Below are 22,641 nucleotides of genomic sequence, written 5' to 3' on the forward strand. Positions count from 1 at the left end.
GCGGCCTCACATGTGTCCGACTTCGGCCGGCAGCTCGTAGAAGCTGGCGTGGCGGTAGACCTTGTCCTGGGACGGGTCGAACAGCGGTTCCTTTTCGTCCGGGGCGGAGGCGGTAATCAGCGCGGACGGCACCACCCACAGGCTCACGCCTTCGTTGCGGCGGGTGTACAGCTCACGGGCGTTCTCGATGGCCATGCGCGCATCGGCTGCATGCACGCTGCCGACGTGCTTGTGGTTCAGACCGTGCTTGCTGCGCACGAAAACTTCAAAAAGGGTCCACTCGGACATGATTCTTATCTCCTCGAGACGGTTCAGGCGGCGTCGCGTTTCTGTTGTTTTTTGCGGGCATGGGCGACAGCGGCTTCGCGGACCCAGGCGCCGTCTTCGATGGCCTTGCGGCGGGTGGTGACGCGCTCGACGTTGCACGGGCCGTTGCCCTTGAGCACTTCGTAGAACTCTTCCCACTGGATTTCGCCGAAGTCGTAGTGACCGCGTTCCTCGTTCCACTTCAGGTCCGGGTCCGGGGCGGTGCAGCCGAGCAGTTCCAGTTGCGGAACGGTCTGGTCGATGAAGCGCTGGCGCAGCTCGTCGTTGCTCTGGCGCTTGATCTTCCAGGCCATGGACTGGGCGCTATTGGGGGAGTCGGCGTCGCTCGGGCCGAACATCATCAGCGCAGGCCACCAGAGGCGGTTGATGGCGTCCTGGACCATGTCCTTCTGGGCCTGGGTGCCATTGCGCATCATGTGCAGGAGGATTTCGTAGCCCTGGCGCTGGTGGAAGGACTCTTCCTTGCAGATGCGGATCATGGCGCGGGAGTAGGGGCCATAGGAGGTCCGCTGCAACACCACCTGGTTGACGATGGCAGCGCCATCCACCAGCCAGCCTACCGCGCCGATGTCGGCCCAGGTCAGGGTGGGGTAGTTGAAGATGCTCGAATACTTGGCCTTGCCGCTGTGCAGCTTGGCCACCTCGGCGTCGCGGTCGGCGCCCAGGGTTTCCATGGCGCTGTAGAGGTACAGGCCGTGGCCGGCTTCATCCTGGATCTTGGCCATCAGCTGCAGCTTGCGTTTGAGGGTCGGGGCGCGGGTCACCCAATTGCCCTCGGGCAGCATGCCGACGATCTCGGAGTGGGCATGCTGGGAAATCTGTCGGATCAGGGTCTGCCGGTAAGCGTCCGGCATCCAGTTCTTCGCCTCGATCTTGATTTCCGCGTCGATCTTTTCCTGGAAGGCGCGTTCTTCGGGAGTCATCTCCTCCAGCGCCTTCACGCGCTTCACGCCTGTCTCAACCAATTGTGCGTACATGCCGTTCTCCAGCCATGCAGGGTTCGTGGGGTGGCTTGGCCATGGCGCTATTTTTAAATGATACGAAAACAAATATCAAACACTAAAACGTGTATCGAATATAGTTTTTGTATCGGATTGACGACCGGTCGCAGGGCATCCGCGCATAAGGGGCAGGCAGGGTGAGGGGGATTTTTGGCGTTGTCAGAGGCCAGAGAGATAGCGGGTAAAGGCTTTATTACGGGGCCTGTGCCGGGATTCGGCGGTGGGAGAGGGCGGTTGATTCGGGTGAAAGCTGAAAAGTGATACGTGGAATTTGTGATTATGTGTTTTATGTGTTCTGTTTTTGAGGGGTAGCACCCTCCGGGACACAATGGCGAACCTTCGGTCCGCTTGGCGATTGAAATCGCCCCCACAGGGTCTATGCCGGGCTCGGTGCCTTGTTGTGGGGGCGAATTCATTCGCCAAGGGCGGCGTAGCCGCCCCCGGCCAACAGCCCGATCAGGCTTTCACCAGCACTTCGAAGCCGCCAAAGATCATCCGCTGGCCATCGAAGGGCATGGTTTCCGGACTGGGCTGCATGCGCGGGTCTTCCATCGCTTTCTTCATGCCGGCGTCCCGGATTTGCTTCGAGGGCCAGGTGATCCAGGAGAACACGACGGTTTCACCTTCCTTCAGCTTCACCGACATCGGGAAGGAGGTCACCTTGCCCTCGGGCACGTCGTCGCCCCAGCACTCGACGACGCTGAGGGCGCCGCACTCCCTGAAGACCCCGGCGGCCATCTCGGCCACCTTGCGGTAGGCCTCCCGGCTGGCGGTGGGGACGGGTACTACGAAGCCATCTACATAGCTCATGGTCGATCTCCTCTGTGGATTCCGTTCGTTCGGCAAGAAGCGGGCAGCTTCGGCCCTTCTATCCAGGAGTCGATTGGGGTGGCCGCAGTTCGACAAAATCACGCCAATGGAGGGAGGCTGACGACCGGCGGTCGTCAGTTGAAGTCGAACTTCAGTGTGGCAGCGCCTTCGAACGGACCGGGCTCCACATGGCTTTCCGTGCGCACGGGGAAGGCCTCGATGCTGAACTCCGCAGTCTGCTGGGCGTGGTTCAACGTCAGCGGAATGATGTTGGCGGAGCCGGGAGTTGCGTCGGGCAACAGTGGTGAGATGACTCGGCCATTGTTATTGATCTGAATGCCCAGGTCGGTACGACCCTGAGTGGCGAAGATATTGGGGAAATGGGCATTGGCCGCCGACTCCAGGCTGAGATTGATCGCGACTCCCTGGGAGATATTGGTGCAGGTGATCTGGAAGGTTCGCTCGCGGCTGTTGGCCGGGCTTGCCGCACCGGGAACAGCCAGGGTGTTGGGTTGGATATTGTCGAAGTCGATTGTCGTGACCTGCCCGGGCGCAAGCTCGCAGCTTTGTGGCACGGTCACCCTTCCCGTCATGGTGACCCCGGCAATTGGTGTAGTAGGGGTGGCGTTCGGGTTGGTGTCACCGAAGACGTTCAGCAGCTGGGTATGCGCTATGGTGCTCTCGCCCACAAAGGGGTGATCGATCATCAGGTGAATCCGGCCTTTTGTACCTGTGCCGAACTCCTTCCCGACCTGGCATGTCTTGGCGTAGGACTCTTCGTTGGACACGGATGAGAAAGGCGCCGGCACGTATTCATTAAGATAGCCATTAACCCATAGTTCGATGGCTACCTGCAGATTTCGGTTCAGCTTGTAGAACTGCAATTGCTTGCCATTGACCACGGCTTTTCTTCCTGGCTTCAGGTCGGTTCGGGCCGTGTAGTAGTTCTCACGGAATATCTGCCCTCTCGGGCAGTAACAGGTGGCCATGTAGAGTGGCAGCTGCCAGACGTTGGCGTTTGGCATGACCGTGTTCGGCGCATTGTGTTCCGGGCTGGTAAAGCGTTGGGTGAAGTCGAAGTGGTTCTGATGCGGGGGGCCGGCGATGGTGACGCACGGATAGGCCGTAGTGAACTCAGTGGTCAGCAGGGCAGATAGAAATGCGATGCAGCCTGGCAAGACCCTCATGATCGTTCGTACCGGGCATCGAGGAGAAAGGGCGGCGTGTCGGGGCGTACTTGCGATGGTGAAATTGCCGGGCTTTCTCACAAAGATTGATCCTCTCGTGGTGGAAAGCCGCCATGTTAGGACGAAGGGCGAGCCAACCCATTCCCCGCGCACTTGTTCCGTATGTAAGGGATTTCTGTAATTCGTGCATGAGTGTGGAGGGCTGGTGAGCTCGACAGGTCCAGTTCCGTAGCCTGGATGAGATCCGGGGAAGGTCCCACCGCCGCTCCTTGATTTCATCTGGGCTACGTTCTGTGTGGCAGGAAAGAGTCACCGGCCTGATAACTGCCATGAAACAGCCCCGCCGGAGCGGGGCTGTTTCATGTCGCGAGACTTACTTGCCGCGGTTGTCGTACACGTGGCAGGCCTTGCCTTCGGAGCGTTTCAGCGAGTAGCTGGGGCGCAGGACGATGCGCGAGCTGATGCCGATGTAGGTCTTGATGTACTTCGACAGTTCGTTGCACAGCGCCTGTTGCTGGCTTTCGCCCAGGCCGTCGTGCTCGTGCTTGAGCTCGACGTGCACTTCGATGCTGTCCAGGTTGCCGTTGCGGAACAGGTGGATCTCGTAGTTCTCCGACAGCTGCCTGACCTTCAGCACCTGCTCTTCGATCTGCGTCGGGAACACGTTCACGCCACGGATGATCAGCATGTCGTCGCTGCGGCCGGTGATCTTGTCCATGCGCCGCATCGGCCGCGCGGTGCCCGGCAGCAGGCGGGTCAGGTCGCGGGTGCGGTAGCGGATCATCGGCAGGGCTTCTTTCGACAGCGAGGTGAACACCAGCTCGCCCATTTCGCCGTCGGGCAGCACTTCGCCGGTCACCGGGTCGATGATCTCGGGGTAGAAGTGGTCTTCCCAGATGGTCGGGCCGTCCTTGGTTTCCGCGCATTCCATGGCCACGCCCGGGCCCATGATTTCCGACAGGCCGTAGATATCGAGGGCGGTGATGCCCAGGCGCTCTTCGATGGCGCGGCGCAGTTCGGCGGTCCAGGGTTCGGCGCCGAAGATGCCAAGGCGCAGGGCCAGTTTGTGCGGGTCGATGCCCTGGCGCTCGATCTCGTCGGCCAGGTTCAGCATGTAGGACGGAGTAACCATGATGATGTCCGGCTGGAAGTCGCGGATCAGCTGGACCTGCTTCTCGGTCTGGCCGCCGGACATCGGGATCACGGTGCAACCCAGGCGTTCGGCGCCGTAGTGGGCGCCCAGGCCGCCGGTGAACAGGCCGTAGCCGTAGGAGACGTGCACCTTGTCACCCTTGCGGCCGCCGGCGGCGCGGATCGAGCGCGCCACCACGTTGGCCCAGGTGTCGATGTCGTTCTGGGTGTAGCCGACCACGGTGGGCTTGCCGGTGGTGCCGCTGGAGGCGTGGATGCGCACGATCTCGCTCTGCGGTACGGCGAACATGCCGTAGGGGTAGTTGTCACGCAGGTCGTTCTTGCCGGTGAAGGGGAACTTCGCCAGGTCTTCCAGGGATTTCAGGTCGTCCGGGTGCACGCCTTTCTCATCGAAGCGCTGGCGGTACAGCGGGACGTTCTCGTAGGCGTGCCTGAGGCTCCAGCGCAGGCGCTCCAGCTGGTGCTGGCGCAGCTGGTCGACGCTGGCGGTTTCCATCGGGTCAAGCAAGGCGGTATTGGCAATCATGTTCATGGTTCACTCGAATTATTTTTGTGCGCGAAGCCCAGGGCTTCTGAGTGCTAAAGAGGAGAATACTCCTCACCCGTTTTTCGAATCTCGGTCTGTGCGTTTCAGAGCCTTTCAATAATCAGGGCGATGCCCTGGCCGACACCGATGCACATGGTGCAGAGGGCGTAGCGGCCCTGGCGTTCTTCCAGTTCGTGCAGCGCGGTGGTGACCAGGCGCGCACCGCTCATGCCCAGCGGGTGGCCGAGGGCGATGGCGCCGCCGTTGGGGTTCACCCGCGGATCGTCGTCGGCGAGATCCAGTTCGCGCAGCACGGCGAGGCCCTGGGCGGCGAAGGCTTCGTTGAGTTCGATGATGTCCATGTCGGCCAGCGACAGGCCGGTCAGTTCCAGCACCTTGCGGGTCGCCGGCACCGGGCCGATGCCCATGATGCGCGGCTCGACACCGGCGGTGGCCATGCCGACCACGCGGGCGCGGGCCTTGAGGCCATGGCGCTTGGCGGCGTCGCTGCTGGCCAGCAGCAGGGCGCAGGCTCCGTCGTTCACGCCTGAAGCGTTGCCTGCGGTGACGCTGCCTCCTTGACGGAACGGCGTGCCCAGCCTGGCCAGCTGTTCCAGGGTGGTGTCGCCGCGCGGGTGCTCATCCTGCTCGACGATTTTCGGCGGGCCCTTGCGCTGGGGGATTTCTACCGGGACGATTTCCTTCGCCAGCCGGCCATTGGCCTGGGCGGCGGCGGCGCGCTGCTGGCTGCGCAGGGCGAAAGCGTCCTGGTCTTCGCGGGAAATGTTGAACTGTTCGGCCACGTTCTCGGCGGTTTCCGGCATGGAGTCGATGCCGAACTGCGCCTTCATCAGCGAGTTGACGAAGCGCCAGCCGATGGTGGTGTCGAAGATTTCCGCCTGGCGGGAGAAGGCGCTTTCTGCCTTGCCCATGACGAACGGTGCGCGGGACATGGATTCCACGCCGCCAGCGATCATCAGGCCGGCCTCGCCACAGCGCAGCGCGCGGGCGGCACTGCCGATGGCATCCAGGCCGGAGCCGCAGAGGCGGTTCAGGGTGGTGCCCGGTACGGTCAGCGGCAGGCCGGCGAGCAGGGTGGACATGCGCGCGACGTTACGGTTGTCTTCGCCAGCCTGGTTGGCGCAGCCGTAGATCACGTCGTCGATGGCGCTCCAGTCCAGCTCCGGGTGTCGCTGCATCAGGGCGCGCATGGGCACGGCGCCGAGGTCGTCGGCGCGCACCGCAGCCAGGGCACCGGCGTAGCGTCCGATGGGCGTACGCACGGCGTCGATAATCAGGGCGTCATTCATCAGGGGTCTCCTGCGCGAGTACCGGGCCGCGCACTTTGTAGGACTTGCCGTGGAAGAGGGCGATCAGTTGCCCGTTCTGGTTTTCGATACGCACGTCGTAGTTGCCGGTGCGACCGCTGCGGCTCTGTTCCATGGCCTGGGCGGTAAGGGTGTCGCCCAGGCGGGCCGGGGCGACGTAATCGATGCTGCAACCGATGGCGACGGTGGCCTCGTTGTAGGTGTTGCAGGCGAAGGCGAAGGCCGAGTCGGCCAGGGCGAAGAGGTAGCCGCCGTGGCAGGTGCCGTGGCCCTGGACCATGTCTTCGCGCACGCTCATGCCGACCCGAGCCTGGCCCGGCGCCACGGAGAGCAGGCGCATGCCCATGGCCTGGCTGGCGTTGTCGCGCTCGAACAGTTCGCTGGCGCAGGCTTTGGCGAGGGAGAGGGCTTCGTGGTTAGTCACGGAAATTCCTCCCTTCGGCAACCTGGCGACGCAGCAGCAGGGAAGGGCGGTAGCGCTCTTCGCCGTAGGACGCCTGCAGGTTTTCCAGGGTGCGCAGCACCACCGGCAGGCCGATGGCGTCGGCCCAGGCCAGCGGGCCTTGCGGATAGTTCACGCCGGCGCGCATGGCCAGGTCGATGTCGCCGGCCGAGCCCACGCCTTGCAGCACGGCATCGGCACCTTCGTTGGCCAGCATGGCCACGGTGCGCAGTACGGCGAGGCCGGGAGTATCGCTGAGTTGGCTGACCTTGAGACCGGCGCGCTGCAGCAGCGCCACCGCCTGGTCGCGGGCTTGTTGCGAGGTGCCGGCGGCACAGGCGATGCCGAGGCGGCTGGCCTTGGTGTAGTCCAGCGCGAGGTCGATCAGCACCAGGTTGGCGATGCCGTCCTCGCGGGAACGCTGGCTGGCCAGGCGGCCGTCGGACAGGGCTAGCACGGCGTCACCGACCCGCAGCACGCCGCTGCCGTCACGGCGGACGACGTTCACGCCGGCATCGGCCAGGCGCTGCACCAGGGGCTCGGCCACGCCCAGGCTGCCTTCCACCACGCAGGCGTCCACGCTGGCGTCGCTGTTCAGTTCGGCCGCTTGCGGGCGCTCGGCGCCCTCGGCGTAGCTGTAGAAGCCGTGACCGCTCTTGCGGCCCAGGCGGCCGGCGTCCACCAGTTCCTTCTGAATCAGCGAAGGCTGGAAGCGGAAGTCGCCGTAGTAGGCATCGAACACCGAGCAGGTGACGGCGTAGTTCACGTCGTGGCCGATCAGGTCGGTCAGTTCGAAGGCACCCATGCGGAAGCCGCCGGCGTCGCGCATCAGTGCGTCGAGGGTGGCGCAGTCGGCGGCGCCTTCCTGCAGCAGGCGCAGGCTTTCGGCATAGAAGGGGCGCGCCACGCGGTTGACGATGAAGCCCGGAGTGGACTTCGTGTGTACCGGCTGCTTGCCCCAGGCCTTGGCGGTTTCGTACAGGCTTTCGGCCAGGGCGCGGTCGCTGGCCAGGCCCGATACGATCTCTACCAGGGCCATCAGCGGCGCCGGGTTGAAGAAGTGCATGCCGATCACCCGGCCGGGATGCTTGAGGCCGGCAGCCAGGCTGGTGATGGACAGGGACGAGGTATTGCTGGCGAGGATGCAGTCGGCGCTGCACAGCTCTTCGAGCTGGCGCAGCAGGCCACGCTTGACCTCCAGGTTCTCGACGATGGCTTCGATCACCAGGCTGGCATCGGCCAGGGCCTCGATGGCCTCCACCGGTTGCAGGCGGGCGACGATGGCGGCGCGGGCTTCGGCGGAGAGTTTGTTCTTCTCCACCAGGCGGCCGAGTTGGCGGTCGATGCCGTCGATGGCCTGGGCGGACGCGCCGGGGCGGTTGTCATAGAGCTTGACCGGATGGCCGGCCTGGGCGGCGACCTGAGCGATGCCGGCACCCATGGCGCCGGCGCCGATCACGGCGACGGTGGCGGAAGTGTTGAGGGCGGTCATGGGCTCAGCGTCCTTTGAAGGCCGGGGTGCGCTTTTCCATGAAGGCGCTTACGCCTTCGCGGTAGTCCTCGCTGCGGCCGGCAAGGCGTTGCAGGTCGCGCTCGAGGTCCAGTTGCTCGTCGAAGCTGTTGTTCAGGCTGGCGTTGAGGCTGCGCTTGATCAGGGCCAGGCCGTAGGTTGGCTGGGTGGCCAGGTGACGGGCGAGTTTCAGCGCCTCCTCGCGCAGGGCGGCGTCATCCACCACGCGGTAGATCAGCCCCCATTGTTCGGCCTGCTCGGCGGTCAGGCGGTCGCCCAGCAGGGTCAGGGCCTTGGCGCGCGCCATGCCGACCAGACGGGGGAGGGTCCAGGTGCCGCCGGAATCGGGGATCAGGCCGATCTTGCAGAAGGCCTGGATGAAGCTGGCGGAGCGGGCGGCCAGCACCAGGTCGCAGGCCAGCGGGATGTTGGCGCCAGCGCCTGCGGCTACGCCGTTGACCGCGCAGATCACCGGCAGCGGCAGGTCGCGCAGGGCGCGGATCAGCGGGTTGTAGAACTTCTCGATGGACTCGCCCAGGTCCGGCGCGGCAGCGCCAGGGGCCACGTTGCGGTCGCCCAGGTCCTGGCCGGCGCAGAAGCCGCGGCCTTCACCGGTCAGCAGCAGTACGCGGACCTCGGGGTTCTGGCGCACCTGCTTGAGGGCTTCACGGACCTCGCCATGCATCTTGGTGTTGAAGCTGTTCAGCTGTTCCGGACGATTGAGGCTGAGGGTGGCCACGCCAGCCTCGATGGAAAACAGGATGTGCTCGAAATTCATCGCTTTGGCGCTCTATGGAGTTCGAAGGGGCGGACGGCCGGTGCTTACTGGCCGGTGAATTCGGGACGGCGCTTTTCCTGGAAGGCGCGAATGCCTTCCTCGCGGTCGCGGGTGCCGGCCAGCAAGGTGAATGCGTGGCGCTCGAAGCGCAGGCCACTGGCCAGGTCGGTGTCTTCGGCCTTGAGCAGCGCTTCCTTGGCCAGACGCACGGCCAGCGGCGCCTTCTGGGCGATGACGCGGCCGATGGCGATGGCGCGCTCGACGGTGAATTCGGGCTGGGTCACTTCGCTGACCAGGCCGGCGCGCTGGGCGTGGCGGGCATCGATGGCTTCGCCGGTGAGCACCATCTGCATGGCCAGGGACTTGCCGACCGCGCGCAGCAAGCGCTGGGTGCCGCCGGCGCCGGGCATGATTCCGAGGTTGATCTCCGGCTGGCCGAAGCGGGCGTCTTCGCCGGCGATGAGGATGTCGGCGTGCATGGCCAGTTCGCAGCCGCCGCCCAGGCAGAAGCCATTGATGGCGGCGATCAGCGGCTTGCTGAAGCGGGTGATGCGTTGCCAGTGGGCCAGGCGCGGGTCATTGAGGACGCCCACCAGGTCGCGCTCGGCCATTTCCTTGATATCGGCACCGGCGGCGAAGGCCTTGCGGCTGCCGGTGATGACCACGACGCGGGTTTCGGCGTCCTGCTCGGCGGCATCCAGTTCGGCGGCCAGTTCACCCAGCAGCTCGGTATTGAGCGCGTTGAGCGCTTCCGGGCGCTGCAGGGTGATCAGGCGGACACCCTGCTCGGGCGGCAGGACAGCAAGGGTACGAGGCATTTCGACGCTTCCTCAGGTGCACGCGCGGCTTGTGGCGAGCCGCTCTTATTAGTGGATTCGGGTGGGGTCCGTTCCTGTGTCTGCCGCGCTGAGGGCGGGGCGACTTTGGCCGGAGTATAACCGCAAAGCGATACAAAACAAGAATGTCGCATATGTTTTATGTGTCTCATATGCTCTGTCTTTACTACTAAAGGACAGCTTGCCAGGTACCTTGTTCGGCTTGGAACGGCCTTGTATCAAGGGCTTTGTCGGTTGTTCAGGGCGCGTGGTGCCTGCCGATGACCGGTCGTCATCTGATACAGGGAGATAAGCTTTTATGTGGCTGAATGATGTGATACAAAATTCATCGTCAAGCGAATCGCTTTGCGCCACCTTGTGGCTTCATCTGCCTTGTTGAGGAGTTCTTCCATGTCGACCACCGCCCGCGCCGCCGCCCTCGAACTGTTCGAGCACCATCGCGGCACCCTCGAGCGCGCCGTCCAGGCCATCAGCGAGCGCGGCTACTGGTCGCCCTTCCCGGAAAGCCTCAAGCAGTACCCGGAGGACGCCGTCAAAGGTGCCCAGGCTGCCTTCGAGGCGTTGCTCGGCCAGCACTTCGTGCTGGTCGGGCCGGAATCGGTCGGCCGTGCCGGCGCCGAGCGTTCGCCCTACGGTTTCGACCTGAATGTGAGCTACGACCAGTACGACGCCGACGCGCTGCTTTCGCGCCAGCAGGCGGCGCTGCCGGCCTGGCGGGATGCCGGACCGAAGGCGCGGGTGGGGGCCTGCCTGGAAATCCTCCAGCGCCTGAATACCCTCAGCCCGACACTGGCCCATGCCGTGATGCACACCAGCGGCCAGGCCTACATGATGGCCTTCCAGGCCGGCGGCCCCCATGCGCAGGACCGTGGCCTGGAAGTGCTGGCCTACGCCTGGCGCGCCATGGCCCAAGTGCCGGAAGCGGCGCGCTGGATCAAGCCCCAGGGCAAGCAGGACCCGCTGGTGCTGGACAAGCGCTGGCACATCGTTCCGCGCGGCCTGTCGCTGGTGATCGCCTGTTCGACCTTCCCCACCTGGAACACCTATCCCGGCCTGTTCGCCAGCCTGGCGACCGGCAACCCGGTGCTGGTCAAGGCGCACCCCGGCGCCATCCTGCCGGTGGCCATGAGCGTCAAGGTGGCCCAGGAGGTGCTGGCTGAACTGGGCTTCGACCCGGCGCTGGTCAGCCTGGTGGTGGACACCCCGGAAGCGCCGGTGAGCCAGCGCCTGGCCCTGGACCCGCGGGTCAAGCTGGTGGATTTCACCGGTTCCAGCGCCTTCGGCAACTGGCTGGAAGACAACGCCCGCCAGGCCCAGGTGTTCACCGAGAAGGCCGGCATCAACAGCGTGATCATCGACAGCGTGCGTGACATCAAGGCCGTTGCCCGCAACCTGGCCTTCTCCCTGAGCCTCTATTCCGGCCAGATGTGCACCACCACCCAGGCCATCTACGTGCCGCGCGGCGGCGTCCGCAATGGTGACCAGCACCTCGGCTTCGACGAGGTGGCCCAGACCCTCGCCGGCGCGGTGAAGAGCTTCCTCGCCGACAACGAGCGTGCCTGTGCGGTGATCGGCGCCATCCAGTCCGAGACCACCGCCCAGCGCATCCAGGATTGCCGCCGACTGGGCGAGGTGCTGCTGGACAGCGAGGCCCGCGAGCATCCGCAATTCCCCGGTGCGCGTATCCACACGCCGTTGCTGCTGAAGGTGGACGCTGCCGACCGCGACGCCTATGCCGAGGAGCGCTTCGGCCCCATCGCCTTCGTCATCGCCACCGACGACACCGCCCACAGCCTGCGCCTGGCCGGTGAGGTGATCGCCGAGAAGGGCGCCCTGACCCTGGGCGTGTATTCCACCGATGAGGCGGTGCTGGAGCGTGCCGAGCAACTGTCCCAGGAGGTCGCCGTGGCCCTGTCGGTCAACTTCGATGGCGGCGTGTTCGTCAACCAGTCCGCGGCCTTCAGCGATTTCCACGCCAGCGGCGGCAACCCGGCGGCCAATGCTTCGATCACCGACGGTGCCTTTGTGTCCCGCCGTTTCGTCACCGTGCAGAGCCGTCGCCACGGCGCGGCCTGAATCCATAAGAAGAAGGAGCCTTGCGATGACCTGCTACAGCCTCGACGGCCTGACCCCGGTGGTGCATCCCACCGCCTACGTGCATCCCAGCGCCGTATTGATCGGTGACGTGATCATCGGCCCGGGCTGTTACGTCGGCCCTCTGGCCAGCCTGCGCGGCGATTTCGGCCGCATCATCCTGGAGGAGGGCGCCAATATCCAGGACACCTGCGTGATGCACGGCTTCCCCGACAGCGACACCGTGGTCGAGCGCAATGGCCACATCGGCCACGGCGCCGTGCTGCACGGTTGCCGCATCGGCGAGGATGCGCTGGTGGGGATGAACGCCGTGGTGATGGATGGCGCGCAGATCGGCGCACGCTCCTTCGTGTCGGCCACGGCCTTCGTCAAGGCCGGTTTCAGCTGCGAGGCGCAATCCCTGGTGATGGGCGCGCCGGCTCAGGTCAAGCGCCGGCTCAGCGACGAGGAAGTGGGCTGGAAGCAGGCCGGCACCCGCGAGTACCAACTGCTCGCGCAGCGTTGTCTGCAGGCCATGGTGGCCTGCGAGCCCCTGGCCGAGGTGGAAGCCGACCGTCCGCGCATCGCCGACCGCGGGTTGCGCCCGAAAGGCAGCTCGTCGCAATGAGTGCGGTCTTCGCACGGCGGGGATATTTCCCAATGGTCATGCCGATGAGCCTGCGGGTATATTCGGCATTTTTCACGTTTCCCCTATGCCCATGACATCGCTTGTGCCCCTGGATCAACTCGTCACCCGCTTCCAGCAGCAGACGCCCATCCGTGCCAGTTCGCTGATCATCACCCTCTACGGCGATGCCATCGAACCCCACGGCGGCACCGTCTGGCTGGGCAGCCTGATCCAGTTGCTGGAGCCCATGGGCATCAATGAGCGGCTGATCCGCACCTCCATCTTCCGCCTGACCAAGGAAGGCTGGCTGAGTGCCGAGAAGGTCGGCCGACGCAGTTACTACAGCCTGACCGGCACCGGCCGGCGGCGGTTCGAGAAGGCGTTCAAGCGGGTCTACAGCTCCAGCGTCCCGGCCTGGGATGGCGCCTGGTCCCTGGTGGTGCTCTCGCAGCTGCCCCAGGACAAGCGCAAACAGGTGCGTGAAGAGCTGGAGTGGCAAGGTTTTGGTGCGATTTCGCCCACCGTGCTGGCCAATCCGCGCTGCGACCGGGTGGACCTGACCGCCACCCTGCAGGAACTGGATGCGCTGGAAGACAGCATCCTCTTCGAGACCCGCGCCCAGGACGTGCTGGCCTCCAAGGCCCTGCGCATGCAGGTTCGCGAGAGCTGGAACATCGACGAGCTGGGCAAGCACTACAGCGAGTTCATCCAGCTGTTCCGCCCGCTCTGGCAGGCCCTGCGCGAGCAGGAGCAGCTGCAGCCGGCCGACTGCTTCCTGGCCCGGACCTTGCTGATCCACGAATACCGCAAGTTGCTGCTGCGTGACCCGCAACTCCCCGACGAACTCCTTCCGGGCGACTGGGAAGGCCGTGCGGCGCGCCAGCTGTGCCGCAACATCTACCGACTCATCTTCGCCAAGGCGGAGGAATGGCTGAACGCGGCGCTGGAAACCGCGGATGGCCCGTTGCCCGATGCAGGAGAAAGCTTCTATCAGCGATTCGGTGGATTGAGGTAAAGCAGCCCCCGAGGGGGCGACAGTCACGGACGAGGTGAACCCGGCCTGGCCGGATAACGACAAGAACAACGTCTAGCGTGAGGCTGAGAAAGCCATGATGACTGCACAATCATTGAGGGCAGACCGCTTCGACGAGTGGCTGCAGGGCATCAATCAGGTGTGCGGGCGCTTCGGCGCCAAGCTGCTGGGCTCGGAGTTTTCCGGGTCCATCCGCGAGCACCAGGCCGGCGCCATCAAGCTGAGCTTCGTCGACGTGGCCCAGGCACGCCTGTACCGCACCCCGAAGGAATTGGCACAGAGCGACGGCAAGCACTTCTACCTGGCGTTCCAGCTGGCCGGCCGTGCCGGCATGGAGCAGGCCGGCAACCGCATCGAACTGGCACCCGGCGACATCACCCTGATCGACTCCACCCTGCCCAGTGACTTCGTCTACCACGAGAACTCTCGCCAGCTCTCGCTGATCCTGCCGCGCCACATCGTCGAGCAGGGCCTGCGCTTCTCCGGTGTGCGCTGCGCCCAGCGTATTCCGGGGAACACGCCGGTCGCCGTGCTGGCCAACCGGCTGATCATCGAATCCACGCAACAGAACAGCCTCAGCCTGCCTGAGAGCGAAGCGACCCTGGAAGCGATGGTGAGCCTGCTGCGCCCGGCCCTGTGCGCCGCCGAAGTGGGGCAGGACGCCCACGAGCGTCTGTTCCGCAAGACCCTGCGCTTCATCGATGAGAACATCTGCGCCGAGGAACTCTGCCCGGAAACCATCGCCCGCGAGGTGGGGGTTTCCGTGCGTGGCCTGTACCGCATGTTCGCCAAGAAGGGCCTGGTGGTGGCGCAGTACATCAAGAACCGCCGCCTGGACTTCTGCGCCGAAAGCCTGCGCCACGCCACCGGCGAGCAGAAGCTCTCTGCCCTTGGCTATGCCTGGGGTTTCACCGACTCCAGCTACTTCTCCACCGCCTTCAAGGCGCGCTTCGGCGTGTCGCCCAGCGAGTACCGCAAGCAGTACAGCCAGGGTTGATCCCTGGCTCGATCGCATTCTCTGTGGGGGGGATTTCAATCGCCAAGGGCAGCGCAGCTGCCCCCTGGGGGGGGCTCAGGGCAGGACTGCGTCCTGCCTGGCGAATGAATTCGCCCCTACAGGTGTTCTGCCAGCCCCTCGATCTCCGGTATTGCCCGCATTTCTGTGGGGGCGATTTCAATCGCGATGGGCAGCGCAGCTGCCCCCCTGGGGGCCTTGGGGCAGAACTTCGTCCTGCTTGGCGAATGAATTCGCCCCTACAGGCCGGTATCCGGCATTGCCCGCGCTTTTGTGGGGGCGATTTCAATCGCCAAGGGCAGCGTAGCTGCCCCCTGGGGGGCTTTAGGGCAGGACTGCGTTCTGCCTGGCGAATGAATTCGCCCCCACATGTCGCAGCCCCACACCTGGCAGCCCTGCCAACACGTCTGGCACAGACAAAAAAACCTCGAATCCTCCCAGCGCAGAGAATCCGGGAAACGTTGATGGCGCCGGGCAGACGCCCGGCCCACGGATGAAGAGGATCGAGCATGAGCAAGGTTGAAATCCTGCCGCAGGTGGCGGCATTCCTGGAGCGCCGCCACGGCTGCTTCATCGACGGCCAGTGGGTGCTGCCGGACGGCCCGACCACCCCGGTGTTGAATCCGGCCACCGGCGAAGCCATCGCCCAGGTGCCTGACGTGCCGCTGGAGTATCTGGATCGCGCGGTGCAGTCCGCCCACCGGGCGTTCAAGTCCCGCGTGTGGTCCGGCCTGCGTCCGGCGGACCGCGAGCGCATCCTGCTGCGATTCGCCACCCTGGTGGAAGAGCACGCGGAAGAACTGGCGCAGCTGGAAACCCTGAGCCAGGGCAAGTCGATCAACATGTCGCGCATGCTGGATGTCGGCGCCACCGTGGAGTTCATGCGCTACATGGCCGGCTGGGCGACCAAGATCGAAGGCCAGACCATGGACGTGTCGATCCCGATTCCGCCTGGCTCGCGCTTCACCGCTTTCGCCCGTCGTGAGCCGGTGGGCGTGGTGGCCGGCATCGTGCCGTGGAACTTCCCGCTGATGATCACTACCTGGAAGGCCATGCCGGCGCTGGCCACCGGCTGCACCGTGGTCATCAAGCCCGCCAGCGAGACCCCGCTTACCGCCCTGCGCCTGGCCGAACTGGCCTTCGAGGCGGGCATCCCGGCCGGCGTGTTCAACGTCGTCACCGGCGGCGGCAGCACCGTGGGCAACGCCCTGGCGTCGCACCCGCTGATCAGCAAGGTGTCTTTCACCGGCTCCACCGCCGTGGGCAAGAGCGTCGGCGTGGCGTGCATGGAGAACATGACCCGCTTCGCCCTGGAACTGGGCGGCAAGAACCCGATGATCCTGCTGGCCGATGCCGACGTGGAGAAGGCAGTGCAGGGCGCGCTGCTCGGCGGCCTGCTGAACAACGGCCAGGTGTGTGCCGCGGCTTCGCGCTTCTATGTGCATCAGTCCATCTACGAAGCCTTCGTCCAGGGCCTGGCCGCTGCGGTGAAGGGCCTGCCCATCGGTCCGGGCATGGACCCGAACGCGGCCATCAACCCGTTGGTATCGCGCAAGCAGCAGCTGAACGTGCTCAAGCACATCGACCTGGCCCGCCAGGAAGGCGCCCGCGTGGTGGCCGGTGGCGAGCGCCTGGAAGGCGACGGCTTCTTCGTCCAGCCCACGGTGCTGGCGGACGTGAACCACGAGATGACCGTATCGCGCGAAGAGGTCTTCGGCCCGGTGCTGTCGGTGATCCCCTTCACCGACGAAGACGCCATGATCGAACTGGCCAACGACAGCGTTTACGGCCTGGCGGCCAGCCTGTGGACCAACGACCTGTCCAAGGCAATGAACCTGGTGCCGCGTATCGAAGCCGGCACCGTGTGGGTCAACGCCCACGTGCTGCTGGACCCGAACATGCCCTTCGGCGGCGTCAAGCAGTCGGGCATGGGCCGCGAATTCGGCCGCACGGTGATCGAGGCGTATACCGAGTTGAAGTCGGTCTGCATCTCCCACTGATCCGAACCCTCGATTTCCGGCAGGCGCCTTCACGCCTGCCGGTTTTTTTGTGGGTTCAGAAGAAGGGCTTTTTCCTGTTGGGGGCGAATTCATTCACTATTGGCAGCGCAGCTGCCCCGGGGACTTGAATGGCAGGACTTCGTCCTGCTTAGCGATTGAAATCGCCCCCACAACTTGGCCCCACAATCAGGCGTCTCGAACAGCCCCCGCAAACGCCGCGATTTACACCGTTCGCACTGCCCTCGTACGGGGCAACCTTGCATTTTCCGCACCTGAACTAAGCTTTCGGCAGTTCCCCGCCCAAAGGACCGCCCCATGAGCGAACCTCTCCTCAGCTTCGACGAACTCAAGCAAGCCGTTGCCAGCGGCGAGATCGACACGGTGCTGGCCTGCATGGTGGACATGCAGGGGCGATTGGTCGGCAAACGCTTCCAGGCGGAATTCTTCGTCGACAGCGCCTTCGAGGAGACGCATTGCTGCAATTACCTGCTGGCCGACGACATCGACATGGAGCCGGTGCCGGGCTACGCCGCGGCGAGCTGGAGCAAGGGATACGGCGACTTCGTGCTCAAGCCCGACCTGAGCACCCTGCGCCGGGTGCCCTGGCTGGACTGCACGGCGCTGGTGCTCTGCGATGTGCTGGATCATCACCACCGCGAGGATCTGCCCCACAGCCCGCGTGCCATTCTCCGCAAGCAGGTGGCGCGGCTCGCCGAGCGTGGCTATATGGGCATGTTCGCCTCGGAACTGGAGTTCTACCTCTTCGACGAGAGCTACGAGGCCATCCACAAGCGCAACTACATCCATCCGAAGACCGCGGCGCATTTCATCGAGGACTACAGCATCCTCCAGACCACCCGCGAGGAACCGGTGTTGCGGGCGATCCGCAAGCACCTGCAGGCCTGCGGGGTACCGGTGGAGAATTCGAAAGGGGAGTGGGGGCCGGGGCAGGAAGAGATCAACGTCCGCTACGCCGACGCCCTGACCATGGCGGACCGCCACGCCATCATCAAGCACGCCTGCAAGGAGATCGCCTACCAGCAGGGCAAGTCCATCACCTTCATGGCCAAGTGGCGCTATGACCTGGCCGGCTCCAGCTGCCACATCCACAGCTCGCTCTGGGACAAGAAAGGCAAGAAGCCGCTGTTCTTTGACCCCAAGGCCGAGTTCGGCATGTCGAAGCTGATGCGCGGCTGGGTGGCCGGGCAGCTCAAGTACGCCAGCGAGATCACCTATTTCCTCGCGCCCTACATCAACTCCTACAAGCGCTTCCAGGCCGGCACCTTCGCCCCGACCCGCGCGGTGTGGAGCCGCGACAACCGTACCGCCGGCTTCCGCCTCTGCGCCGAGGGCAGCAAGTCGGTGCGCATCGAGTGCCGCATCGGTGGCGCCGACCTCAATCCCTATCTCGCCTTCGCCGCGCTGATCGCCGCGGGGCTGGCGGGCATCGACGAACAGCTCGAACTGCCAGCCCCCTTCGAGGGCGATGCCTACGTGGACGACCAGCTGCCGGAAGTCGACAAGACCTTGCGCGAGGCGACGGCCGCCCTCAAGGGCTCGGCCATGCTGCGCAAGGCGTTCGGCGACGAGGTGGTGGAGCACTACGTGCACACCGCCGAATGGGAGCAAAAGGAATACGACCGGCGGATTACCGACTGGGAACTGCAACGCGGCTTCGAGCGTTACTGAAGCTCGAAGCCGAGGCTTATCCCGCGGTCGCCGGGTTCAAGAAGCGCGCTACACCTTCAGTTCACGGCTTCTATGCGGATACCGCGCACTTCCACCTGGTCGCCGGCCTTGAAGTGCTTGCCGGGGGAGCGGAAGCGCTGCACCGAGCCGTCATCCATCTTCACCATGTAGGCGGGTTCGGCGAGGCCGCTGGCTTGCTGGACGGCGCTACCGCCGAAGTAACCCACCGCGGCACCGGCAATCGCGCCCGCCGGGCCGCCGATGGCCCCGAACATCAGTCCGGTCATGCCGCCGCCAGCCTTGCCGACGGTGGTGTCAGGAACTTCGGAGAGGACTTCTGCGGAGAAGGCGGGGGCAGAGGCGAGCAGGGCAAGGCACAGGGTGATACTGGGGGCTTTCATGTTGGTTCCCTTCGACTGTTATTTGGCAAAGGGTCCTCGTCACAATCCGTGCCAGAAGTGAAATCCTTTCAAATCAACAACATACGGTGTGTGATGTCATTTTGACCTCGGTTCGAATGACAGCGCGTGCTGTCATTCCGACATTTGTCAGTCTAGTTCGTCCCCGGAGGCGCGACAGCGCTGCGGAAAGTGGAATGTGGGAGTGAATTCATTCGCGAATAAATTCGCCCCCACAGGTGGGGCAAGGGCGTGATGGGTATCGCAAGCTCCGCGGAACGCCGCCCGACCCATCCTACAATCGCGCTACGGTCGGGCTTTTGTAGGAAGGGTAGAGGTACAAAACCCATCAGCACGAAGGTTGGACCGAGCCTCAGAGCTTGATCAGCACCGACTTCAGCTCGGTGTAGTGCTCGATGGCCGCCGCGCCCATTTCGCGGCCGACGCCGGAGAGCTTGTAGCCGCCGAAGGGCAGGGCCGGGTCGAGGGCGCTGTGGCAGTTGACCCACACCGAGCCGGACTTGATGCGCGGCACCATGCGGTGCACCGCCGCGAGGTCGTTGGACCAGATGCTGGCGCCCAGGCCATAGGGGTTGTCGTTGGCCAGGCGCACCACTTCGTCGAGGTCGTCGAAGGGCATGGCCACCAGTACCGGGCCGAAGATCTCTTCCTGCACCAGGCGGTGCTGCTGGTCGACGTCGACGATCACCGTCGGCTTGACGAAGTAGCCGGGGCCGAAGCCTTCGCCACCGCAGGCGATGGTGGCGCCCAGTTCGCGGCCAAGCTCGATGTAGCCGGTGACGCGGTCCTGCTGCTTGGCGGAGATCAGCGGGCCCATCTGCACGCTCGGGTCCAGGCCGTTGCCCAGCTTCATGCCGTTGGCGATGCCGGCGATGTCGGCGATCACATTGTCGAAGTGCTTGCGGTGCACATAGAGGCGCGAACCGGCGCAGCAGACCTGGCCCTGGTTGAAGAAGATCGCGGTGGCGGCGCCGGCGGCGGCTTCCTGCAGGTTGGCGTCGGGCAGGACGATGGTCGGCGACTTGCCGCCGAGTTCCAGGGTCACGCGGGTCATGTTGTCCATGGCCGCCTTGCCGATCTGCTTGCCGACTTCGGTGGAGCCGGTGAAGGTCAGCTTGTCGACGCCCGGATGGCGGGTGAGGGCGACGCCAGCGTTGAGGCCGGTGCCGGTGACCACGTTGAATACCCCGGCCGGGTAGCCGGCTTCCAGCACCAGTTCGGCCAGCTTGAGGGCGGTCAGCGGGGTTTCGTCGGCGGGCTTGAGTACCACGGTGCAGCCGGTGGCCAGTGCCGGGCCGAGTTTCCAGCAGGCCAGCAGCAGGGGAAAGTTCCAGGCGACGATGGCGCCCACCACGCCGACCGCCTCGCGGCGGATGTAGCCGTGGAACTGGTCATTGGGCATCAGCGGCAGGGACGGGTCGACGGTGGTGCCTTCGATCTTGGTGGCCCAGCCGGCCATGTAGCGGAGGAAGTCGATGGCCAGCTGCACGTCCATCACTTGGGCTACGGCGGCGCTCTTGCCGTTGTTCAGGCATTCCAGCTCGGCCAGTTCCTGGGCGTCGCGTTCCATCAGGTCGGCCAGGCGCCATAGCAGGTTCTGCCGATCGCGCGGGCGCATGCGGCTCCAGGGCGAATCGTCGAAGGCCCGGCGGGCGGCCTGCACGGCGCGGTCGACGTCCTCGAGGGCGGCCGAGGGCACCTCGCCGAGGACTTCGCCTGTGGCCGGGTTGCGGAAACTCATGGTGTTGCCGCTGGCGGCGTCCTGCCACTCTGCGTCGATCAGCATCTTCAGCTTGCGATTGAGGAAGGCCTGGGTCTGGGGGAGGATGGGCAGTTCGGCGAGCATGGGAGGGAGCCTCTTTTCATTGAAGTTGTGCCCGAGCTTTCGCAACCCCCATGCCAACGCTGAAAATTCGTCGTAAGCCAATGATTTAAAAGGTTTTTTAATGATTTGCCGGCTGCCCGGCGAAAATTCGTCTGTTGCAGTTTGAGACGGCCTGAGACGCACCTGGAACAGCGGGGCCACTTGCCTTAACGGCGTACTGTGCAGGGCAGTCTCAGGGTGGAACAGTCTGTCGCGAAATTAGACGCCAGGATCCCGGGCCAGCATCCCCGCCAAGTCCGATTTTTAAGGCTAAATGATTGTTGTAAAAGGATTTTTTGCGGAGTGGCACACATTATGTATTTGCCGTGACAACTGCACCCGCTCCGCCAAGGGGTGCACACCATAAGAACAACACCGTGGAGGTCTGACCTTGAACACGACTCGACTCCGGCAGCACGCGGGCACCTTGGCACTGGCCATGGCGTCCCTGATGTTCGCCCAGGCTCATGCTACGGAGGAGGGACCAGCCCTCCTCAAGTCCAAGTGCATGGGTTGCCACATTGCCGAGGGCAACGATTCCTACAGTCGCATCAGTCACCAGCGCAAGACGCCTGAAGGCTGGCTGATGAGCATCGCGCGCATGCAGGTGATGCACGGCCTTCAGATCAGCGACGACGACCGTCGTACCCTGGTCAAGTACCTGGCCGACAAGCAGGGCCTGGCGCCCAGCGAAACCGATGGCGTGCGCTACGCCATGGAACGTCGCCTGAACACCGTCGAGCAGTTCGACGACCAGCTCAGCCAGATGTGCGGCCGTTGCCACTCCGGTGCCCGTGTCGCCCTGCAGCGCCGTCCCGCCAAAGAGTGGGAACACCTGGTCAACTTCCACCTCGGCCAGTGGCCGTCTCTCGAATACCAGGCCCAGTCCCGCGACCGCGACTGGCTGGACCTCGCCCTGAAGGAAATGGTGCCGGAGCTGGCCAAGCGCTTCCCGCTGGAAGACCAGGCCTGGGTCGACTGGCAGAAGGCCAAGCCCCAGGCTGATGCCCTGCCGGGGCAGTGGAGCTTCAGCGGCCACATGCTCGCCAAGGGTGACGTGCGCGGCGTGATGACCGTGACCCTGGACGCCGGCGACACCTTCAAGGTCGAGGTGAAGGGCCAGTACGCCGACGGCACGCCGTTCAACGGCAGCGGCTCGGCCATCCTTTACAACGGCTACGAATGGCGCGGCAACCTGAAGGTCGGCGATACCACCATGCGCCAGGTCTTCGCCGCCCTGAACGGCGAGATGAAGGGCCGCATGTTCGAGGCCGAGCACGACGAGCGCGGTCTCGACTTCAGCGCCGCCAAAGATGGCAACGCCAAACTGCTGGCCGTGCAGCCCGCCTTCATCAAGGCCGGCAGCGAAACCGAACTGACCCTGGTGGGCAGCGGCTTGAAGGGTACCCCGGACCTTGGCGCTGGCGTCGAGGTGGTGAAGGTGCTGGAAGCCACTCCCGAACTGGTTCGCGTCAAGGTCAAGGCTGCCGCCGATGCGGCACCCGGCGTGCGCAGCGTCGCCCTGGGCGAACTCAAGGGTGTCGACCTGGCCGTGTACAAGGACATCGCCGAGGTGAAGGTGGTGCCCGAGTTCTCCATCGCCCGCATCGGCGACAACGGCGGCTCCACGCCCAAGGTGCAGGGCCGCTTCGAAGCGGAAGCCTGGGGCAAGGGTGCCGACGGCCAGCCGTACCGCATCGGCTACCTGCCGGCGAAGTGGTCGGTGGAGCCCTTCGACGAGCGCGCCAAGGAAGACGAGGACGTGAAGTTCGCAGGGCAGATGCAGAAGGATGGCGTCTTCATCCCCGGCGCCGCCGGCCCCAACCCGGATCGCAAGATGATGACCAACAACGCCGGCAACCTGAAGGTGATCGCTCAGCTGGAAGAGGGTGGCCAGAAGGGCGAAGGGCACCTGATCGTCACCGTGCAACGCTGGAACAACCCGCCGATCCCGTAAGCGGCATCGGCTCGGGCGGGGCTTCCCCGCCCGGATTCGCAACGACGATTGGGAACAATTCCGGGA

General features: G+C 64.7%; 19 protein-coding genes. 7 read left to right on the plus strand and 12 right to left on the minus strand.

Going from position 1 to position 22,641, the window contains the following annotated elements:
• Positions 1-6: 6 nt before the first annotated feature.
• The 10 genes from paaB to paaF all read right to left on the minus strand — a co-directional run bounded on the left by paaB (position 7) and on the right by paaF (position 9,879).
• The gene (paaB, locus tag ACFW0B_RS17740) at positions 7-288 is read right to left on the minus strand and encodes a 1,2-phenylacetyl-CoA epoxidase subunit PaaB (protein WP_449150321.1); all 282 of its coding nucleotides are present in this window, start codon (positions 286-288) and stop codon (positions 7-9) included.
• 23 nt (positions 289-311) lie between these two features.
• Positions 312-1,304: a 1,2-phenylacetyl-CoA epoxidase subunit PaaA gene (gene paaA / locus ACFW0B_RS17745; protein WP_449150322.1), complete on the minus strand. Its 993-nt coding sequence runs from the start codon at positions 1,302-1,304 to the stop codon at positions 312-314.
• Between the two features lie 480 nt (positions 1,305-1,784).
• Positions 1,785-2,138, minus strand: coding sequence for a DUF1428 domain-containing protein (locus ACFW0B_RS17750; protein ID WP_449150323.1), 354 nt, complete (start codon positions 2,136-2,138; stop codon positions 1,785-1,787).
• Between the two features lie 134 nt (positions 2,139-2,272).
• Positions 2,273-3,325 carry a fimbrial protein gene (locus tag ACFW0B_RS17755; protein WP_449150324.1) on the minus strand — a complete coding sequence of 351 codons (1,053 nt, stop codon included), beginning with the start codon at positions 3,323-3,325 and terminating at the stop codon, positions 2,273-2,275.
• A 373-nt stretch (positions 3,326-3,698) separates the two neighbouring features.
• The gene (paaK, locus tag ACFW0B_RS17760) at positions 3,699-5,009 is read right to left on the minus strand and encodes a phenylacetate--CoA ligase PaaK (protein WP_449150325.1); all 1,311 of its coding nucleotides are present in this window, start codon (positions 5,007-5,009) and stop codon (positions 3,699-3,701) included.
• Between the two features lie 98 nt (positions 5,010-5,107).
• On the minus strand, positions 5,108-6,313 hold the full coding sequence (pcaF, locus tag ACFW0B_RS17765) for a 3-oxoadipyl-CoA thiolase (RefSeq protein ID WP_449150326.1): 1,206 nt from the start codon (positions 6,311-6,313) through the stop codon (positions 5,108-5,110).
• Positions 6,306-6,755: a hydroxyphenylacetyl-CoA thioesterase PaaI gene (gene paaI, locus ACFW0B_RS17770; RefSeq protein WP_449150327.1), complete on the minus strand. Its 450-nt coding sequence runs from the start codon at positions 6,753-6,755 to the stop codon at positions 6,306-6,308. The genes pcaF and paaI overlap by 8 nt, the downstream gene beginning before the upstream one ends.
• Positions 6,748-8,265: a 3-hydroxyacyl-CoA dehydrogenase PaaH gene (gene paaH / locus ACFW0B_RS17775; protein WP_449150328.1), complete on the minus strand. Its 1,518-nt coding sequence runs from the start codon at positions 8,263-8,265 to the stop codon at positions 6,748-6,750. Before paaH ends, paaI begins: the two co-directional genes overlap by 8 nt.
• Before the next feature lie 4 nt (positions 8,266-8,269).
• Positions 8,270-9,061, minus strand: a complete 792-nt coding sequence (gene paaG, locus ACFW0B_RS17780; protein ID WP_449150329.1) for a 2-(1,2-epoxy-1,2-dihydrophenyl)acetyl-CoA isomerase PaaG — start codon at positions 9,059-9,061, stop codon at positions 8,270-8,272.
• Between the two features lie 44 nt (positions 9,062-9,105).
• Positions 9,106-9,879, minus strand: a complete 774-nt coding sequence (gene paaF, locus ACFW0B_RS17785; protein WP_449150330.1) for a 2,3-dehydroadipyl-CoA hydratase PaaF — start codon at positions 9,877-9,879, stop codon at positions 9,106-9,108.
• 408 nt (positions 9,880-10,287) lie between these two features.
• Between paaF and paaN the strand changes: the two genes are divergently transcribed.
• From paaN to ACFW0B_RS17815, 6 genes are all read left to right on the plus strand, one after another.
• The gene (paaN, locus tag ACFW0B_RS17790; RefSeq protein ID WP_449150331.1) at positions 10,288-11,973 is read left to right on the plus strand and encodes a phenylacetic acid degradation protein PaaN; all 1,686 of its coding nucleotides are present in this window, start codon (positions 10,288-10,290) and stop codon (positions 11,971-11,973) included.
• Between the two features lie 25 nt (positions 11,974-11,998).
• A complete protein-coding gene (gene paaY / locus ACFW0B_RS17795; RefSeq protein ID WP_449150332.1) occupies positions 11,999-12,598 on the plus strand; it encodes a phenylacetic acid degradation protein PaaY in 600 nt (199 codons plus the stop codon).
• A gap of 91 nt (positions 12,599-12,689) precedes the next feature.
• Positions 12,690-13,613: a phenylacetic acid degradation operon negative regulatory protein PaaX gene (gene paaX, locus ACFW0B_RS17800; RefSeq protein ID WP_449150344.1), complete on the plus strand. Its 924-nt coding sequence runs from the start codon at positions 12,690-12,692 to the stop codon at positions 13,611-13,613.
• 94 nt (positions 13,614-13,707) lie between these two features.
• Positions 13,708-14,628, plus strand: coding sequence for a transcriptional regulator FeaR (gene feaR, locus ACFW0B_RS17805; RefSeq protein ID WP_449150333.1), 921 nt, complete (start codon positions 13,708-13,710; stop codon positions 14,626-14,628).
• 527 nt (positions 14,629-15,155) lie between these two features.
• Complete coding sequence (locus ACFW0B_RS17810) at positions 15,156-16,646, plus strand: aldehyde dehydrogenase family protein (protein ID WP_449150334.1); 1,491 nt, start codon at positions 15,156-15,158, stop codon at positions 16,644-16,646.
• Positions 16,647-16,961: 315 nt separating this feature from the next.
• A complete protein-coding gene (locus ACFW0B_RS17815) occupies positions 16,962-18,335 on the plus strand; it encodes a glutamine synthetase family protein (RefSeq protein WP_449150335.1) in 1,374 nt (457 codons plus the stop codon).
• A 56-nt stretch (positions 18,336-18,391) separates the two neighbouring features.
• Here the strand turns inward: ACFW0B_RS17815 and ACFW0B_RS17820 are convergent, their stop codons facing one another.
• Complete coding sequence (locus ACFW0B_RS17820) at positions 18,392-18,736, minus strand: hypothetical protein (protein ID WP_449150336.1); 345 nt, start codon at positions 18,734-18,736, stop codon at positions 18,392-18,394.
• 370 nt (positions 18,737-19,106) lie between these two features.
• A complete protein-coding gene (locus ACFW0B_RS17825; RefSeq protein WP_449150337.1) occupies positions 19,107-20,600 on the minus strand; it encodes an aldehyde dehydrogenase family protein in 1,494 nt (497 codons plus the stop codon).
• Between the two features lie 457 nt (positions 20,601-21,057).
• Here ACFW0B_RS17825 and peaA point away from each other — a divergent pair, with 457 nt between their 5' ends.
• A complete protein-coding gene (gene peaA, locus ACFW0B_RS17830) occupies positions 21,058-22,575 on the plus strand; it encodes a quinohemoprotein amine dehydrogenase subunit alpha (protein ID WP_449150345.1) in 1,518 nt (505 codons plus the stop codon).
• Positions 22,576-22,641 lie beyond the last annotated feature (66 nt).

The organism is Metapseudomonas phytobenefica (genome assembly GCF_043392685.1).
In the GTDB taxonomy this organism is placed as follows: Bacteria; Pseudomonadota; Gammaproteobacteria; order Pseudomonadales; family Pseudomonadaceae; genus Metapseudomonas.

Excerpts from the sequence above, each read along its gene's own strand:
- paaB (WP_449150321.1), bottom strand. The coding sequence starts at position 288 with ATGTCCGAGTGGACCCTTTTTGAAGTTTTCGTGCGCAGCAAGCACGGT.
- paaA (WP_449150322.1), bottom strand. The coding sequence starts at position 1,304 with ATGTACGCACAATTGGTTGAGACAGGCGTGAAGCGCGTGAAGGCGCTG.
- ACFW0B_RS17750 (WP_449150323.1), bottom strand. The coding sequence starts at position 2,138 with ATGAGCTATGTAGATGGCTTCGTAGTACCCGTCCCCACCGCCAGCCGG.
- ACFW0B_RS17755 (WP_449150324.1), bottom strand. The coding sequence starts at position 3,325 with ATGAGGGTCTTGCCAGGCTGCATCGCATTTCTATCTGCCCTGCTGACC.
- paaK (WP_449150325.1), bottom strand. The coding sequence starts at position 5,009 with ATGAACATGATTGCCAATACCGCCTTGCTTGACCCGATGGAAACCGCC.
- pcaF (WP_449150326.1), bottom strand. The coding sequence starts at position 6,313 with ATGAATGACGCCCTGATTATCGACGCCGTGCGTACGCCCATCGGACGC.
- paaH (WP_449150328.1), bottom strand. The coding sequence starts at position 8,265 with ATGACCGCCCTCAACACTTCCGCCACCGTCGCCGTGATCGGCGCCGGC.
- paaG (WP_449150329.1), bottom strand. The coding sequence starts at position 9,061 with ATGAATTTCGAGCACATCCTGTTTTCCATCGAGGCTGGCGTGGCCACC.
- paaF (WP_449150330.1), bottom strand. The coding sequence starts at position 9,879 with ATGCCTCGTACCCTTGCTGTCCTGCCGCCCGAGCAGGGTGTCCGCCTG.
- paaN (WP_449150331.1), top strand. The coding sequence starts at position 10,288 with ATGTCGACCACCGCCCGCGCCGCCGCCCTCGAACTGTTCGAGCACCAT.
- paaY (WP_449150332.1), top strand. The coding sequence starts at position 11,999 with ATGACCTGCTACAGCCTCGACGGCCTGACCCCGGTGGTGCATCCCACC.
- paaX (WP_449150344.1), top strand. The coding sequence starts at position 12,690 with ATGACATCGCTTGTGCCCCTGGATCAACTCGTCACCCGCTTCCAGCAG.
- feaR (WP_449150333.1), top strand. The coding sequence starts at position 13,708 with ATGATGACTGCACAATCATTGAGGGCAGACCGCTTCGACGAGTGGCTG.
- ACFW0B_RS17810 (WP_449150334.1), top strand. The coding sequence starts at position 15,156 with ATGAGCAAGGTTGAAATCCTGCCGCAGGTGGCGGCATTCCTGGAGCGC.
- ACFW0B_RS17815 (WP_449150335.1), top strand. The coding sequence starts at position 16,962 with ATGAGCGAACCTCTCCTCAGCTTCGACGAACTCAAGCAAGCCGTTGCC.
- ACFW0B_RS17820 (WP_449150336.1), bottom strand. The coding sequence starts at position 18,736 with ATGAAAGCCCCCAGTATCACCCTGTGCCTTGCCCTGCTCGCCTCTGCC.
- ACFW0B_RS17825 (WP_449150337.1), bottom strand. The coding sequence starts at position 20,600 with ATGCTCGCCGAACTGCCCATCCTCCCCCAGACCCAGGCCTTCCTCAAT.
- peaA (WP_449150345.1), top strand. The coding sequence starts at position 21,058 with ATGGCGTCCCTGATGTTCGCCCAGGCTCATGCTACGGAGGAGGGACCA.